This window comes from Paenibacillus sp. sgz302115, from assembly GCF_056120445.1.
In genome coordinates, this window is the sequence record NZ_JBVYOK010000008.1 from 21,028 (window position 1) to 37,414 (window position 16,387).

At 51.7% G+C, this 16,387-nt stretch carries 15 protein-coding genes; all 15 read left to right on the forward strand.

The window, feature by feature from the left end:
* Positions 1-8: 8 nt before the first annotated feature.
* The 15 genes from AC0LWN_RS16570 to AC0LWN_RS16640 all read left to right on the forward strand — a co-directional run bounded on the left by AC0LWN_RS16570 (position 9) and on the right by AC0LWN_RS16640 (position 16,332).
* On the forward strand, positions 9-2,264 hold the full coding sequence (locus AC0LWN_RS16570) for an HD family phosphohydrolase (RefSeq protein ID WP_474667152.1): 2,256 nt from the start codon (positions 9-11) through the stop codon (positions 2,262-2,264).
* Positions 2,261-2,758, forward strand: coding sequence for an rRNA maturation RNase YbeY (ybeY, locus tag AC0LWN_RS16575; RefSeq protein ID WP_458963711.1), 498 nt, complete (start codon positions 2,261-2,263; stop codon positions 2,756-2,758). Before AC0LWN_RS16570 ends, ybeY begins: the two co-directional genes overlap by 4 nt.
* Positions 2,758-3,153: a diacylglycerol kinase family protein gene (locus AC0LWN_RS16580; RefSeq protein WP_474667155.1), complete on the forward strand. Its 396-nt coding sequence runs from the start codon at positions 2,758-2,760 to the stop codon at positions 3,151-3,153. Before ybeY ends, AC0LWN_RS16580 begins: the two co-directional genes overlap by 1 nt.
* Positions 3,154-3,486: 333 nt before the next feature.
* Positions 3,487-3,906, forward strand: a complete 420-nt coding sequence (cdd, locus tag AC0LWN_RS16585) for a cytidine deaminase (protein WP_474667157.1) — start codon at positions 3,487-3,489, stop codon at positions 3,904-3,906.
* A gap of 529 nt (positions 3,907-4,435) precedes the next feature.
* The gene (gene era, locus AC0LWN_RS16590; protein WP_474667159.1) at positions 4,436-5,329 is read left to right on the forward strand and encodes a GTPase Era; all 894 of its coding nucleotides are present in this window, start codon (positions 4,436-4,438) and stop codon (positions 5,327-5,329) included.
* A gap of 167 nt (positions 5,330-5,496) precedes the next feature.
* Positions 5,497-5,640 carry a YqzL family protein gene (locus AC0LWN_RS16595; protein WP_474667161.1) on the forward strand — a complete coding sequence of 48 codons (144 nt, stop codon included), beginning with the start codon at positions 5,497-5,499 and terminating at the stop codon, positions 5,638-5,640.
* 36 nt (positions 5,641-5,676) lie between these two features.
* Positions 5,677-6,432, forward strand: a complete 756-nt coding sequence (gene recO / locus AC0LWN_RS16600) for a DNA repair protein RecO (protein WP_474667163.1) — start codon at positions 5,677-5,679, stop codon at positions 6,430-6,432.
* A gap of 445 nt (positions 6,433-6,877) precedes the next feature.
* Entirely contained in the window at positions 6,878-7,765 is an 888-nt protein-coding gene (gene glyQ, locus AC0LWN_RS16605) for a glycine--tRNA ligase subunit alpha (protein WP_019909259.1), read from the forward strand.
* On the forward strand, positions 7,758-9,836 hold the full coding sequence (gene glyS, locus AC0LWN_RS16610) for a glycine--tRNA ligase subunit beta (protein ID WP_474667165.1): 2,079 nt from the start codon (positions 7,758-7,760) through the stop codon (positions 9,834-9,836). Before glyQ ends, glyS begins: the two co-directional genes overlap by 8 nt.
* Positions 9,837-10,042: 206 nt before the next feature.
* Positions 10,043-10,516 (forward strand): YaiI/YqxD family protein, encoded by a 474-nt coding sequence (locus tag AC0LWN_RS16615; RefSeq protein ID WP_474667167.1) that lies wholly within the window; start codon positions 10,043-10,045, stop codon positions 10,514-10,516.
* Positions 10,517-10,556: 40 nt separating this feature from the next.
* Positions 10,557-12,377, forward strand: a complete 1,821-nt coding sequence (gene dnaG, locus AC0LWN_RS16620; RefSeq protein ID WP_474667169.1) for a DNA primase — start codon at positions 10,557-10,559, stop codon at positions 12,375-12,377.
* Positions 12,378-12,417: 40 nt separating this feature from the next.
* On the forward strand, positions 12,418-13,551 hold the full coding sequence (rpoD, locus tag AC0LWN_RS16625) for an RNA polymerase sigma factor RpoD (protein WP_474667171.1): 1,134 nt from the start codon (positions 12,418-12,420) through the stop codon (positions 13,549-13,551).
* Between the two features lie 95 nt (positions 13,552-13,646).
* Complete coding sequence (locus AC0LWN_RS16630; RefSeq protein ID WP_458963701.1) at positions 13,647-14,471, forward strand: hypothetical protein; 825 nt, start codon at positions 13,647-13,649, stop codon at positions 14,469-14,471.
* Positions 14,468-15,241 (forward strand): tRNA (adenine(22)-N(1))-methyltransferase, encoded by a 774-nt coding sequence (locus AC0LWN_RS16635; protein ID WP_474667173.1) that lies wholly within the window; start codon positions 14,468-14,470, stop codon positions 15,239-15,241. The genes AC0LWN_RS16630 and AC0LWN_RS16635 overlap by 4 nt, the downstream gene beginning before the upstream one ends.
* Positions 15,217-16,332 (forward strand): Nif3-like dinuclear metal center hexameric protein, encoded by a 1,116-nt coding sequence (locus AC0LWN_RS16640; RefSeq protein ID WP_474667175.1) that lies wholly within the window; start codon positions 15,217-15,219, stop codon positions 16,330-16,332. The genes AC0LWN_RS16635 and AC0LWN_RS16640 overlap by 25 nt, the downstream gene beginning before the upstream one ends.
* Positions 16,333-16,387: the final 55 nt, after the last annotated feature.

A 16,387-nucleotide genomic window follows, 5' to 3' on the forward strand; every position in this document is an offset into this window, starting at 1 on the left:
CTGTCTTCATGGCCTCAAAGCAACCAACAAAATTAAGCGGATTTGTATACAGCAACAACGGCTGGAAGTATAGCGCGGCTACGCGCTATGCTCTTTTCCTGTTATTGGGGCTTATTTTCTACTTCAGCCTGTCATCAGACCTGGTACCCAAGAAGTACGATATCAAAGAGGGTACCCACAGCGCCAAGGAGATCACAGCCCCCAAGAAAATCCTGGACACCAAAGCCACGCTGAAGGCTCAGGAAGAAGCGGCTGAGAATGTGACCAACCGCTATACGATCATTCCGCTTAGGGCGGATAATCTGATAACCTCTTTACTGGACCGGATTGACCGGCTGAACCAGGATGATTTAATCTCGCAAAGCGACAAGACCGCCATATACCGGGAGGAAATCCCCCAGCGGGCCAATGATTTTATCTTGAATTTCGTGACCTCCAGCCGAAGTGCCGGGACTTATTCCGATACGCTGCTGGATGAGATGCAGAAGGTCATCAAGGACCAGACCTATGTTATTCCGGATGAGACTTATATCAAAATACCGCGTCTGACCTCTCAGGATATCATTGAGATGAAGCCGGTTGCCCGCGATATCGTTACCAAGCTGATGAATGACCAGATTATGGACGCTCAAACTGCCCGCGCCAAGGTGGCGGAACAGGTCAGCGTCAGCTCGCTGAGCCAGCGTACCGCCCGTGAGGTCGTTCAGGAACTGGTGCGGCTGGTCATTACAAGCAATAAGTTCAATGACGAGGTAGCTACCAAGGAAGCAAAGGTGCAGGCCCGCGAGAACACACCGGATGTGTATATTGAACAGGGTGAGCCGCTTGTTGCCAAGGGCGAGCTGATTACTCCGGAGCTGTATGCCCTTCTCGACGAAAATGGCCTGCTGAGCAACGAGGTCAACTACTGGCCGCAATTCGGCCTGCTGCTGCTCTCTGCACTGCTGTCCTTTGGTCTTTTGACGTTCATTCGCTATACGGGTGGAACATCGGGCTTCAAGTATAATAATTCCCAGCTGCTGATGCTGGTTCTGGTATTTGTAATTACTATAATCACGCTGCAGCTGGCTGCATTCCTGCAGGGGGATGCCCGGTCTTACGCTGGTTTCCTGGCCCCGGTAGCGATTGGCGCGATGCTGATAACCATGCTGCTGGATATGACCCTGGCCTATTTCTGCTCGATTTTATTCAGCGTTCTTTCTAGTATTATTCTGAATGTGCAGCAGAATACCATATTTGATTTTAAATTCGGCTTCTTTGCTCTTATCGTTTGCTATGTCGCCATTTTTGCCACACACCGTGCTGGACAGCGTTCCACCCTCCTTAAAGGCGGAATTATGGTATCCCTGTTCGGCTGCGTGTCTGTCTTTATGCTGACCGTACTCGGCGGAGGCAACTGGAACGAGACGCAGACGTTATATGCCATCGGCCTCTCCTTTGCCAGTGGTCTGCTGACTGCAGTGCTGGTTATCGGGCTGATGCCTTTCTTCGAGGCTTCCTTCGGCATACTGTCAGCGCTGAAGCTGGTGGAGCTGTCGAACCCCAACCATCCCCTGCTGCGCAAGCTGCTCACGGAAACGCCGGGAACCTATCATCACAGTGTAATGGTCGGCAACCTGTCGGAAGCGGCGGCGGAGGCGATAGGCGCGGATGGCCTGCTCTGCCGGGTGGGCTCCTATTATCATGATATCGGCAAGACGAAACGGCCTTTTTATTTCATAGAGAACCAGAACAATATGGAGAATCCGCATGATTCGATAGAACCGATGCTCAGCAAGTCGATCATTGTGGCCCATGCCCGGGACGGAGTAGAGATGCAGAAGGAGTACAAGCTGCCGAAGCCGATCCGCGACATTGCCGAGCAGCATCACGGCACGACGTTCCTGCATTATTTTTATCATAAGGCATTGACACTTGCTGAAGAAAAGGGCGTGGAGCCTGACTTCACCGAAGAGGATTTCCGGTATCCCGGACCGAAGGCGCAGTCCAAGGAAGCGGCCGTAGTCGGAATCGCCGACAGCGTGGAAGCAGCGGTACGTTCGCTCCGCAAGCCTACAGTCGTGCAGGTGGAGACGATGATTGAGAAAATTATCAAAAGCCGGCTGGATGATCATCAATTCGACGAGTGCGACCTGACGATCAAGGAGCTGGATATCATTGCTCGGACGCTGAAAGAAACGGTGATGGGCATTTTTCATTCACGGATTGAATATCCCGAGGATGTGAAGAAACCGAAAAAAGAGGAAGGGGCTATAACAACATGAGCCTAGCAATCGTGTGGAGCAACGAACAGGAAGAACATCATATAAGCGATGAATTGATCGCCCTGCTGGAGAGCATTCTGCAAAAAGCGGGAGAAGCCGAAGGGATTGACGAAGGTGAAGTGGACCTTACTTTTGTCAACAATGAGCGCATCCACGAGCTTAATCTGGAGTACCGGGGAATTGACCGTCCGACGGACGTGCTTTCCTTTGCCATGAATGAATCCGGGGAAGACGAGCTTGAAATTATTTACGATCTCGAAGACGGAGAAGAGCTGGAAGATATGCCTTATGTGCTGGGAGACATCATTATTTCGGTGACCCGGGCGCAGGAGCAGGCTCTGGAATATGGGCATTCCCTGGAACGGGAGCTGGGCTTCCTGTTTGTTCACGGGTTCCTGCATCTGCTAGGCTACGATCATCAGGATGCAGATTCCGAAGCGGAGATGATGGCGAAACAGGAGCATGTGCTGGCTCAGGTCGGGTTGACTCGCTAATGGTCAAGAATACGGCAGTGGGCCACAAAAAGTTCTGGCACTCCTTTCGGTTTGCGGCGCAAGGCATTGCCTCCGCGTTCAAATCCGAGCTGAATATGAAGGTGCACTGCGGCATGGCTGTACTCGTACTTGCCGCTGCCGCCATCTTCAGGCTTCCGCCGCCCAGTTGGATGCTGCTGCTGCTCGCTATAACACTCGTTCTGACCGCCGAGCTGCTGAATACGGCGATTGAAGCGACGATTGATCTGGTCTCGCCGGATATTCATCCCCTGGCCAAGACCGCCAAGGATACCGCCGCAGGCGCCGTACTGCTTACGGCGGTGTTTGCTGTCATTGTAGGAATCTACGTGTTTTATCATCCCGTGATGGACTGGATCACCGGACTTATGTCATAATCAGTTTACAACTTCAACTTGTGGGTGAGGCGGACCTGCGTTTTGCACTCCGTCTTTAATTGTCTTTACGTGCCGAAGCGAGTTTCATTACGCAGTTTAATCAAGGAGCATAGCTCCATAAAACTAAGCGTATGCTTTCGAAGTAAGTTTTGTACGATGTAAATCGAAGAAGTATATGCTAACAAAACTAAGCTTATGCTTACGAAGCGAGTTTTATTGCGTAGTTTATTCAAGGAGCGTAGCTCCATAAAACTAAGCGTATGCTTCCGAAGTAAGTTTTGTACGAAGCGAATCGAAGAAGTATATGCTAACAAAACTCTGAGGAGGACAACTATGGATTCTGCTCTACTTCTACAAGAAGCGATCAAAGCACGGGCGAATGCCTATATACCCTATTCCCGCTTTGGCGTCGGCGCAGCGTTGCTGGACCAGGATGGCCATGTTCATCACGGCTGCAATGTTGAGAATGCCGCTTTTGGCCCGACGAACTGTGCCGAGCGGACCGCCATGTTCCGCGCTATTGCGGACGGCCACAAGGCTGGATCGTTCAAGGCGATTGCTGTCATTGCTGACACAGATGGCCCGGTGTCCCCTTGCGGCGTATGCCGCCAAGTGATGGTGGAGCTGTGCCCTCCCGATATGAAGGTCATTCTCGGCAACCTGAAAGGCGATGTTCAGGAAACTACTGTCCGTGAACTTTTGCCAGGCGCTTTTGGCCCGGCTGATCTGGAGCAGGGACAGGCTCCTGAGTAAATTCGGATTACTTGAGTGAATAGTTTGAACTCCGCTGATGCTCACATATGCTGACCGACTTAATTGTATTTCGTACAGTTAAATCACAAATTATTAGGCTATAAGAGTATTTAATTGCAGTTTCTGCAGTTATTTTGGCTAATTGCTGCAAAAACAGCCCCTATTGCCAAAAATAATTGCACGAAATACAGCTAAACCAGCAAAGTTGTAGATTCAAGCCGGAATAACTGTACAAAATACAATTAACTAAGGGTGACGCACTGTGTCGCTACTGTGTTTTTAACAAATTTAGATTTTTCACCACCGTCAAGCGTGTTCCCGCAGGGAACGTAAGCGCTCCTCCCTCTTCCTTAACCCCCATGCGCCGAAAGCCGCACTCACGCCCATTTCCGGGTGTCCAGAGGGCCGGGGCCCTTGGGGTCCCCCTTGGCTAAGGGGGATTTAGGGGGATCGAAAAGCCTTTAGCGGGCAAAAAGTTTTTTGAAGGTTTCTAAAAAGTTTCCAAGAAGGAAGTAGGAAGGAAGATCATATGAAATTCAAATCAGGGTTTGTCGCCATTATCGGCAGACCGAACGTAGGTAAATCGACACTCATGAACCAGGTGATTGGACAGAAGATCGCCATCATGTCGGACAAGCCGCAGACAACCAGAAACAAAATTCACGGTGTATACACCGCGAACAACTCCCAGATTGTATTCCTGGACACGCCGGGCATTCATAAAAGACAGTCCAAGCTGGGCGATTACATGAATCAGACGGCGATGAGCACCCTGCATGAGGTGGAAGCGGTGCTGTTCCTCGTGGATGCATCCGAAGGCATGGGCGGTGGTGACCGCTACATTGCTGAGCAGTTGAATGAAACCAAGACACCGGTCATTCTGGTGTTGAACAAAATTGATAAAATTGAGCCGGAAGCGCTGCTCCCGCTGATTACCGAATACAACAAGCTGCATAAGTTTGCGGAGATTGTACCGATCTCGGCCAAGCTGGGCAGCAATGTGAACACACTGCTGGACCAGGTAGTGAAGTATCTGCCGGAAGGCCCGCAGTATTATCCTGACGATCAGATTACCGATCACCCGGAGCAATTCGTCTGCGCGGAGCTGATCCGCGAGAAGATTCTGCATCTGACCCGTGAAGAGGTGCCGCATTCCATCGCTGTAGCTATCGAGGACATGCGCGTGGAGGAGAACGGCGTTGTGCACGTGTCTGCGGTGATTTTTGTCGAGCGCGATTCCCAGAAAGGGATCATTATCGGCAAGCAGGGCGCAATGCTCAAGGAAGTCGGCAGACGGGCCCGCACGGATATCGAGAACCTGCTGGGATCGAAGATTTTTCTGGAGCTGTGGGTAAAAGTGAAAAAAGACTGGCGCAATCAGGAACGCGTTCTGCGTGATTTGGGTTTCCACAAGGACCTTTAACCTCCGCTTCTTCAGCTTCTTGCTAAATATGGCTGCATCGGCTTCCCGCCAACAATCATCCTGATTTTCCCGCTTCTGCTTGGCAGGAATTGCAAGGATAGATCCTGGCCTATGGCACATCCTATTTCTGAAGAGACATCGTGTTTCCGAAGAAAGGATGAATACGAATGCGAGATTTTTCGTGGAAGTATTTTGCAATGACTGGAGATGTCGATGCTTATCTGCTGTACAAAGAAGCTGTAGGCCCGCTTGAGAGCAGCGGCGTGCTGCTTGCGGAGGAAGAGAAGGCCCTTGATGAAGAAGCGCAATAAGGACTGGTTGCTTGCCGAGTGGCTGGGGGAAGAGGCATGTTATACAGGGTGGAAGGGATCGTCATCCGCAGCATGGACTATGGTGAGGGGAACGCGATCATTACGCTTTGCACCGAGAACGCCGGTAAAGTAGGCGTTCTTGTGCGTGGCGCCAAAAAGGTCAAAAGCCGCCATGCTGCTCTGATCCAGCCGTTCACCGTTGGTGAATTTGTGTTTTTCCGCAACAATGGGGGGCTTGGAACACTGAATGCCGGTGAAATTGCAAAGTCCCACCATTCGCTGCGCGAGGATTTGGTAAAGGCGGCGTATGCTTCCTATGCCTGCGAGCTGCTTGACCGTGTGCTGCATGACGAGGAGACCGGCAGCTTCTGGTTTCGCCAGCTCGCAGCCTGTTTGAATGCGCTGGAGGAAGACAAGGAGCCCGGTGTCATCATCAATGTATTTGAGATGAAAATTTTGCAGGCCGCAGGCTACGGCCCGCAGCTTGATGCCTGTATCGTCTGCGGCCAGGATAAGCCTGACGAGGAACTGCGGTTAAGCCCCCGCCTTGGCGGGGGGCTGTGCCGCAGCTGCAGACATAATGACCCTCCGGCGATGGAGGTGTCGCCCCGTGCGCTCAAGCTGCTGCGCTTGTTCGCCGCGCTTGATCTGACACGGCTTGGCAGCGTCGATGTGAAGGAAGGGACCCGGGCCGAACTCAAGAAAATCATGCGGGCCTTTATGGACCATCAACTGGGGCTGAAGCTGAAATCGCAGAATTTCCTGGATCAGCTCGATAAATACAACATTTGACGAAATGCGAAATATCCGTTACTATAGGTTCAGTTTCTTTTTATAGTTGCGCCGTGATGACTCCTAACATGGAGAAACGTGCAGCGATCGGGAAAGTAGTGAACATCATTGTCGCTTAAGCGAGCCGGGGAGAGTGGAAGCCTGGCGGGACAACGTTCATGAACATGGCACCCGGGAGCACGGGAAGCGGCTGAATGAAAGTGGATTTCGTCATTTACTGACGGAATCAAGTAGGGTGGAACCGCGGGAGTATATTTCAGACTCTCGTCCCTATGTCTGTATAACAGGCATGGGGGCGGGAGTTTTTTTGCCATGTGGTGGGGACGTGGGATAGTATGCGCCTGGCACTGCAGGGATAGAAGAATGGCTGCCTCCATCGCGCAGCAGTACCAAGTTTCATGGCAAGAGGCGAAGATTAACTTGTAAAAGCGAAGGAGACGGTAGTATGAATTTTCAGCAGATGATTTTGACGCTGCAGCAGTTCTGGTCCGCTCAGAACTGTATTCTCGTCCAGCCGTATGATACGGAAAAAGGGGCGGGAACGATGAATCCCATGACATTCCTGCGTTCGCTCGGACCTGAGCCGTGGAAGGTTGCTTATGTTGAGCCTTCACGCCGCCCGTCAGACGGACGTTACGGGGAGAACCCGAACCGCTTGTACCAGCATCACCAGTTCCAGGTCATTATCAAACCTTCACCGGACAATATCCAGGAGCTGTACCTGGAGAGTCTGAAGGCGCTTGGCGTGGACCCGCTGCTGCATGATATCCGTTTTGTCGAAGACAACTGGGAGAATCCATCGCTGGGCTGCGCAGGTCTTGGCTGGGAAGTATGGCTCGACGGTATGGAAATTACGCAGTTTACTTATTTCCAGCAGGTCGGCGGAATTGAGACCCATCCGGTAGCCGTGGAAATCACATATGGGATGGAGCGGCTGGCTTCCTATATCCAGGACAAGGAAAATGTATTTGATCTGGAATGGGTGGATGGCATGACCTACGGCGATGTTTTTCACCAGCCTGAGGTGGAGCACTCGACATATACCTTTGAAGTATCGGATGTTAAAATGCTGTTCTCGCTCTTCAACACCTACGAAGAAGAAGCACGCAGAGCGATGGAACGCCATCTGGTATTCCCGGCTTACGATTATGTGCTGAAATGCTCGCATACCTTCAACCTTCTGGATGCGCGCGGAGCGATCAGTGTGACCGAACGCACGGGCTTTATTACAAGAGTACGCAATCTTGCCCGTACCGTAGCGGCGACATATCTCGAGGAACGCGAGAAGCTCGGCTTCCCGCTGCTGAAGAAAGAAGGTGCTGACCGTGTCTAAGGATCTATTGTTCGAGATTGGTCTGGAAGAAATACCTGCGCGGTTTATCCGTGCGGCGATGGAGCAGTTGAAGGACAAAACGGAGAAGTGGCTGGAAAGCTCACGCATTACCCATAGCGGAGTTACCGCCTATGCCACGCCGCGCCGTCTTTCGGTGCTGGTGAAGGATGCTGCCGAAAGACAAGAAGATATCAGCGAAGAAGTAAAAGGCCCGTCACGCAAAATCGCTCTGGATGCCAGCGGCGAATGGAGTAAGGCGGCGCTCGGGTTCGCCCGCAGCCAAGGGGTGTCACCGGAGCAGTTCACATTCAAAGAGCTGGCTGGAGTGGAATATATCTATGCCACCAAAAACAGTGACGGCGTAGAAACCTCCACACTTCTGTCCGAGGGACTGAACGGAATCGTCAGCTCGATGACTTTTCCGAAAAATATGCGCTGGGGAGCTTATGATTTCAAGTTTGTGCGCCCGATCCGATGGCTGGTTGCTCTATTCGGCCAAGAGATTGTAGATCTGGAAATCACCGGCGTTAAAGCTGGTAATGTGAGCCGGGGACACCGGTTCCTGGGTACGGAAGCGGTCATTGCTGAGCCGGCGCAGTATGTGGAAACAATGCGCACCCAGCATGTGCTGGTGGATGTGAAGGAACGCGAAGAGCTGATTCTGAACCAGATCAACAAGCTGGCTGCAGAAAAAAGCTGGACGATTGGCATCAAGGAAGATCTGCTGGAAGAGGTATTATTCCTGGTGGAAACTCCAACGGTACTATTTGGCACCTTCGATCCTTCGTTCCTCAATATCCCGCAGGAGGTGCTGATCACCTCGATGCGCGAGCATCAGCGTTATTTCCCGGTCTTTGACGCATCAGGCAAGCTGCTGCCGTTCTTCGTCACAGTGCGCAACGGGAATGCCGAATCGCTGGATGTCATTGCCAAAGGGAACGAGAAGGTGCTGCGCGCCCGCTTGTCGGATGCCAAGTTCTTCTATGAAGAGGACCAGAAGCTGCAGATCAGCGATGCGCTGGCGAAGCTGGAAACTATCGTTTATCACGAAGAACTGGGCTCTGTCGGAGATAAGGTTCGCCGGATACGGGCAATTTCCGACCGTTTGGCATCTAAGCTTGCACTGTCCGAGACTGCAGCCGCAGCGGTAAGCCGGACCGCCGATATTTGCAAATTCGATCTGGTTACCCAGATGGTCTATGAATTCCCTGAGCTGCAAGGCACGATGGGTGAGGATTATGCGCGCAAAGCCGGTGAATCCGAGACGATTGCAAAAGGCATCTTTGAGCACTATCAGCCGCGTTTTGCCGGAGACGCCGTTCCTTCAACAGAAGCAGGTCTGGTAGTCAGCATTGCCGATAAAATCGACACCATTGTCGGCTGCTTCTCCATTGGCATTATCCCGACAGGCTCACAGGACCCTTACGCGCTTCGCCGCCAGGCGGCAGGCATTGTACAGATGGTGCTTGAGCATAAACTGCCGATCACTTTGCAGGAAATTTTCGACACAGCGGTAGAGGTTCACGAAAATTTACGTTCAGAGAAACATTTTGCCACTGACCTGCGTATAAACCTTTACGAATTCTTCGGTTTGCGTGTAAAACGCCTGTTATCCGACAATGTCCGTTATGATGTTGTGGATGCGGTCATTGCTGCAGGCTTCGATGATATCGTGGACGTGGTAGGCAGAAGCCGTGCGCTTATGGATACCGTGAACGGGCAGGCTGATTTCAAAGTTACCGTCGATTCGCTGACCCGGGTTAGCAATTTGGCTGCCAAAGCAGACAATGGTGCTACTGTGGAGCCGTCTTTGCTGCAGGAAGAAGCCGAACGGAAGCTATATGAAACCTGGCAGGCCATTCACACGCCATATCAGGTAGCGCTGAGTGCCAGAAATGCAGCGGAAGCTCTGAAGATTCTGTCCGGACTTAAGGATGCTGTTACCGGATTCTTCGATTCCGTGATGGTTATGGCTGAAGATGAGAAGATCCGCGCCAACCGTCTGGCGTTGCTGGCGGCCATTGATGCCGACTCCAAAGCCTTCGCCGATTTCGGCAAGCTGGTGTGGTAAATTCCTACTGACACACCTTAAGGGTGCTGTCTGACACGGAAAATGTACAATTTTGTGCAGCTTATGGTATAGAACGATGGTTTAGGGTATAAATATACGGAACGGTGCCAATGAACAGGTTGACATCCGTTCCGTATTTATGCTTTACAAAGAAGGATTTCTGTCCGGCAAAGCGTATATATATTACACGGGAAATTGGTGATGTCATGGAGAGGCCCCAAGGAAGAACGATTGTGGTCGACGGGGATGCTTGTCCGGTCAAACAAGAGATTATTGCTGTTGCCCGAAGCTTTGGCATACCGGTAATTATGGTCTCTTCGTACGATCATGTGCTGAAGGCTGAAGAAGGTGTCTCGGTTGTTCAGGTGGAGCGGGGAGCCGATAGCGCTGATCTGTATATTGCCAACCATATTTCTGCGGGGGATATAGTTATTACGCAGGATTATGGCCTTGCTGCACTGGCGCTCGCCAAACGCTGCAAGGTGCTTTCGAACCGCGGGCAGGAGTATGAGGATTCCAAAATGGATTTTATGCTGGAGGGCAGGCATGCCAGAGCGGTTGAACGCCGGAGAGGCCATTATTCCAAAGGGCCGAAAGCGATCACCGCCGAGGAAAAAAATTATTTTCAACATAAACTGACAAAACTTTTAACACTTTTGCAGGAGAATGTCCAGCTATAGCGAATTATATTTATTTGTTAAGAGATGAAGGTGGCTAAAAGTGGCTAACGGACAAGGTAATATTCCGGAAGAGGTTATCGAAAGCGTGCTGGCGCGGCATGATATTGTCGATACAGTCGGTAAGGTTGTCCATTTGTCCAAGCAGGGGAAATATTTATGGGGCCTCTGCCCGTTCCATTCGGAGAAAACCCCTTCCTTCACGGTAACCCCTGAACGGGGTGTCTTTCATTGCTTTGGCTGCGGTATGGGTGGAAATGCCATCAAATTCAGGATGGAAATCGAAGGATTATCCTTCCCCGAAGCAGTCAAAATAATGGCGGAAGAAAGCGATATCCCTATTCCCGAGGGTAAGGGGGGCTTCCTGTCTCCTCCTGATCCGGAGCGTGACCGTCTCATTCAGGCGTACGAGCTGTCTGCGAAGTTCTATCATTTTCTGCTGAAGAATACGGAATACGGCACTGCCGCAATGGATTATTTAAGAGCCCGTAATTTCAGCGACAAAATGATTGACCAGTTCCAGATCGGCTATGCGCCGGACCGCTGGGACACACTGCTGCAGTTCCTGGAGAAACGGGGATTTGATCTCGCTGAGATGGAGAAAGGCGGGCTTCTGTCTGCCAGGGGCGAGGGCAAAGGGTATCTCGACCGCTTTCGCGGACGTGTTATTTTTCCGATTGCGAACCGTATGGGCAAGGTAATTGCCTTTGCGGGAAGAATTCTCGGAGACGGGCAGCCGAAATATTTGAACTCCCCCGAGAGCAGATTGTTTAACAAGAGCCGGATTCTGTACAATTTGCACCAGTCCAAAGCATCCATCCGCAAAACGCGGCAAATCGTCCTTTTTGAAGGATACGGCGATGTCATTTCGGCTTGGGAAGCAGGTGTGCATAACGGTGTGGCTACCATGGGAACATCACTTACGGATGGACATGTGGCGCTGATGAAGAGCCTGGGCGACGAAATTGTTCTGGCCTATGACGGCGACAAGGCTGGACAAGCCGCAGCGATGAAAGCTATTCCGATGCTGGAGGACAATGGCCTGCGGGTAAAGGTAGCCGTGCTTCCAAGCGGACTGGACCCCGATGAATTCATTTCCCGGCATGGCGGAGAGCGCTTCAGGGATCAGGTAATTGATTCGGCGGTTTCATCCATAAAATTTAAGCTTATATATCTGAAAAAAAACCATATACTCCTAGAGGAAGACGGCAAAATCGCCTACGTCAAGGAGGCGCTGGAGATTATCGCCACGCTGCATTCCTCCACAGAACGAGAGGTGTACCTGCGGGAAATCGCCTCCGAGCTGGATCTGTCATATGATAGCTTAAAGCAGGACTGCAATTTACTTCGGGCATCGATGCAAAAAAACATCCCTGAAGGGGATAATAACGACAAAAGGTGGAATAATGGTAGGCATAAAAAAGGGCAGGTGCAAGCACCAACGTTGCTGCCCGCTTATCATGCTGCGGAACGGCGACTTCTGTCCATAATGATTCAGGACCCTGAAGCCGCTGCTTATGTGGGAGAACGCCTCGGTGAAGAGTTCAACATCGATGATCATGCGGCCATTGCCGCTTATCTATATGCCTATTACGCGCAAGGCAAGCCCCCCGGCATCAGCCGGTTTTTATCATCGCTTCAGGATGACCGTCTGGAAAAAACCGCAACAGCAATTTCCATGATGGACACTCCTCCAGACTGGAACACTCAGGTCTTGGACGATTGTATCCGTGAAGTGCGGAAATACCCCGTAACGCGCGGGATGGAACAGAAACGCGAAGAGATGATTCAGGCTGAGAAGTCCGGTGACTTTTTGCGTGCGGCACAAATAGCAAGTGAGATTATTGCCCTAGAGAGACAATGAGCAGTTGACAGGATGTACCTAGGGAGGAGGGAGTCGAATTATGGCGAACGATCAGCACACTGAACTGGAAGCGGAATTTACTCTGGATCAGGTTAAGGATCAGCTTATTGAGCAAGGCAAGAAAAGATCATCATTGAACTACAAAGATATTATGGAGAAATTGTCGCCGTTTGATCAAGACCCCGAGCAAATGGAGGAATTCTACGAGCAACTGAGCGACCACGGCATCGAGGTTGTGAATGAGAATGATGAAGAGGTCAATACGCTTCGTCCGAACGATGACAATGAAGGCAGCGACAATGATGACTTCAGCTTCGACGATGATTTGTCACTCCCGCCGGGAATCAAGATCAATGACCCTGTACGGATGTATCTGAAGGAGATCGGACGCGTGCCGCTGCTGTCGGCCGACGATGAGGTAGAGCTGGCGATGAGAATCAAGAACGGTGACGAGGAAGCGAAGCGCCGGCTCGCTGAAGCGAATTTGCGGCTCGTGGTCAGTATCGCCAAACGTTATGTCGGACGCGGCATGCTGTTCCTGGATCTGATTCAGGAGGGCAACATGGGTCTGATCAAAGCGGTGGAGAAATTCGACCACAACAAAGGCTTCAAGTTCAGTACCTACGCCACATGGTGGATTCGTCAGGCCATTACCCGGGCGATTGCGGATCAGGCGCGGACGATCCGGATTCCGGTGCATATGGTGGAAACGATCAATAAGCTGATTCGTGTCTCCCGTCAATTGCTGCAGGAGCTGGGCCGCGAGCCATCGCCGGAGGAAATTGCCGCCGAGATGGAACTTACGGTCGAGAAGGTTAGAGAAATTATGAAGATTGCCCAGGAGCCGGTATCGCTGGAAACACCGATCGGTGAAGAGGATGATTCGCATTTGGGTGATTTCATCGAGGATCAGGAGGCGCTTGCTCCTGCGGATGCGGCAGCCTATGAACTGCTGAAGGAACAGTTGGAGGACGTGCTGGACACGCTTACTGAGCGTGAAGAGAATGTGCTTCGTCTGCGTTTCGGTCTGGATGACGGACGGACGAGAACGCTCGAGGAAGTGGGTAAAGTGTTCGGCGTTACCCGTGAGCGGATCCGTCAGATCGAAGCCAAGGCGCTGCGCAAGCTGCGTCATCCAAGCCGCAGCAAGCGGCTGAAGGATTTCCTCGAATAGTATCACATGACCCGGACCTTTTGCTGCACGGTGGCAGGAGGTCCTTTTAGCTTAAATGAAGCCGGAGACTCAAGGTCCGAAAGAGGGATGAGCCGTTGAATCTGGAAAAACGTGAAATTATTTTAAGAGAAATTCAGTACTGGAGAAGAAGCAAGGTGCTGCCGGAGCAGTATTGCGATTTCCTGACCAACCTTTATGATGAAGGGACCGAGGTAAAGGACAGCAATCCGATTTCACTCCAGAATCTTCAACAGGGCAGCATCAAAGTATGGCTGTTTGGTTTTGGAATTATTTCCTTGATTTTCTTGATTAGTCTATATTTTAGCGTTTTTCCCTGGCCATTGCAACTTGGTACGGCGCTCTGTGTCTTAATTGTCTGTTACGGATACTCGGCGATTTACCAGGACCGCAACAAGATGATCAGTCTGGTGCTGGCAGGGGCCGGGAGTGTGCTTACGCTGGGCTTCGGATTATGGCTGATTGATCTGCATAACCTGGACACTGACCTGTGGAGGCCTATACTGATTGCAGGCTGCGGACTTTTGTGGGTGGTTTTAGGATTTTTACTGCGGATTGGGCTGCTTCATTACTGCGGCTTTGCCTTTTGGGCGCTGCTCTATGCCGGTTTTTTTGGCCAAAAAAGTCCGGATGCCTCCATCCTTGAGCTGGAGCTGCTCTGGCTGCCGATCTGTGTGCTGATGATCTGGCTGAGCTGGCTGCTGTACCATCGTGTAAACGGTGTATCGGGCGTATATTTGGGGGTTGGTGTCTCTTTGTGGATTATGCCTGAAATTGATGCGCTGATGCTAAGGCAGGATTATCCGCAATGGGTTTCGCTTTTATTGATACTGAAGATTGCGGCAGGACTTGCTCTGCTGTTTATTTTCCGAAAAAAATGGATAACGTGGGTGGCTTCATGAACAACACAAAATTATCAAACCGGCTTCAGCTTGTGCTGGAGCAGGTTCCGCAGGGCAGCATTGTCGCCGATATCGGTTCAGACCATGCGCTGCTGCCTGTAGCGGCTATAGAAAGCGGGCGGGCGCTGTCCGCCATTGCCGGCGAAGTAACCACGGGGCCGTTCGAAGCGGCCCGCAGAGGGGTAGCTGAGGCTGGGTTAGGCAAGGTTATCTCTGTCCGCCGCGGAGACGGGCTGGAGGTGCTGGAGCCGGGAGAAGCCGACTGTATTACCATTGCCGGAATGGGCGGGTCGCTGATTGCCGCCATCCTGGAACGCGGCCGCAGCCTGGGCAGGCTTGAAGGTGTGAAGACGCTGGCGCTGCAGCCGAACGTGGGCGAGGATGTTTTGCGCCGCTGGCTATTGAATCATGGCTGGGTGCTTACTGCGGAGCATATCCTGGAGGAAGACGGCAAGATTTATGAAATTCTGACAGCCGTTCCTGAAGCTGCTGCCGATGTTACGAATGATCAGCTATACCGTGATTTGAAGCTGGCCTCAGGCATCGAATGTGACCGTGAGCTGCTCCTGGAGATGGGACCTTATCTGCTGCAAGCACCAAATGCAGTGTTTCACAAGAAGTGGCAGGGTGAAATTGCCAAGCTGGAAGGGATTCTGACTTCGTTGTCACGTTCCGGCCAGGCGGCTGCAGAGGACAAACGCAATGAGATCCTGGCGCGGATCAAGCGAATTACGGAGGTGCTGGAATGTTTGCCAAAGGACAAACTGTAATCGGGTATATGGAGCAGCTTGCTCCCAAACATCTGGCGGAGGAATGGGATAATGTCGGCCTCCAGCTTGGTTCTCTGCAGAAGGAGATTACGGGAGTGCTGGTCGCGCTTGATGTCAATGACGCAGTTGTGGATGAAGCCATCGCTCAGGGCTGCAACCTGATCATCGCGCATCATGCGATTATTTTCCGCCCGATCAAGGGAATACAGACTGATAACCCGATGGGTAAGCTGTATGAGAAGCTGATCAAAAATGATATAGCCGTATATATAAGCCATACGAATCTGGATGTGGCCGAAGGCGGAATGAACGACTGGATGGCCGAAGCGCTTGGTATTCAGGACGGTGCGCCAATTAAGGATATCCATACCGAGCAGCTCTCGAAGCTGGTGGTGTTCGTGCCGAAGGATCATCATCAGAAGGTGCTGGATGCCATTCTGAATGCCGGGGCAGGCTGGATCGGCAATTACAGCCATTGCAGCTTCAATATCGAAGGCTACGGGACCTTTATGCCCAGAGAGGGCTCCGAGCCTTATCTCGGTGAGCAAGGCAAGCTTACGCATGCCGAGGAGATCCGTATTGAGACGATTGTTCCTCAGCCTATCCGCAATAAGGTAGTGCAGGCGATGCTGAAAGCCCATCCTTACGAGGAGGTGGCCTATGATCTTTATTCGATGGACCTCAAGGGCCGCAGCTTCGGCCTGGGCAGAGTAGGCAAGCTTAAGGAGCCGACCACCCTGGGCGAATTCGTTGAAACGGTCAAAAGCGGCCTTAAGGTTGACAAGGTGCGCGTGGTTGGGGACCTGGACCGTCCCATCCGCAAAGCGGCGGTGATGGGCGGATCGGGTGCTAAATATTACAACAGCGCCATCTTCAAGGGTGCCGACGTGCTGGTGACCGGGGATATTGACTATCATACGGCTCAGGATGCTTTTTTGGCCGGCATTACGCTGATAGATCCGGGACATAATGCGGAGAAGATTATGAAGGAAAAAGTAGCCGAGTGGATTTCGGGCAAGCTGACTGAGCATAAGTATGCTACAGCGGTGCATGCCTCGCAGGTGGACACAGAGCCTTTTATATTCCTGTAGATTCCTTTAATTTACACTTGTGCCGGCTTACGCAAGTCTGTATAATATACAATGT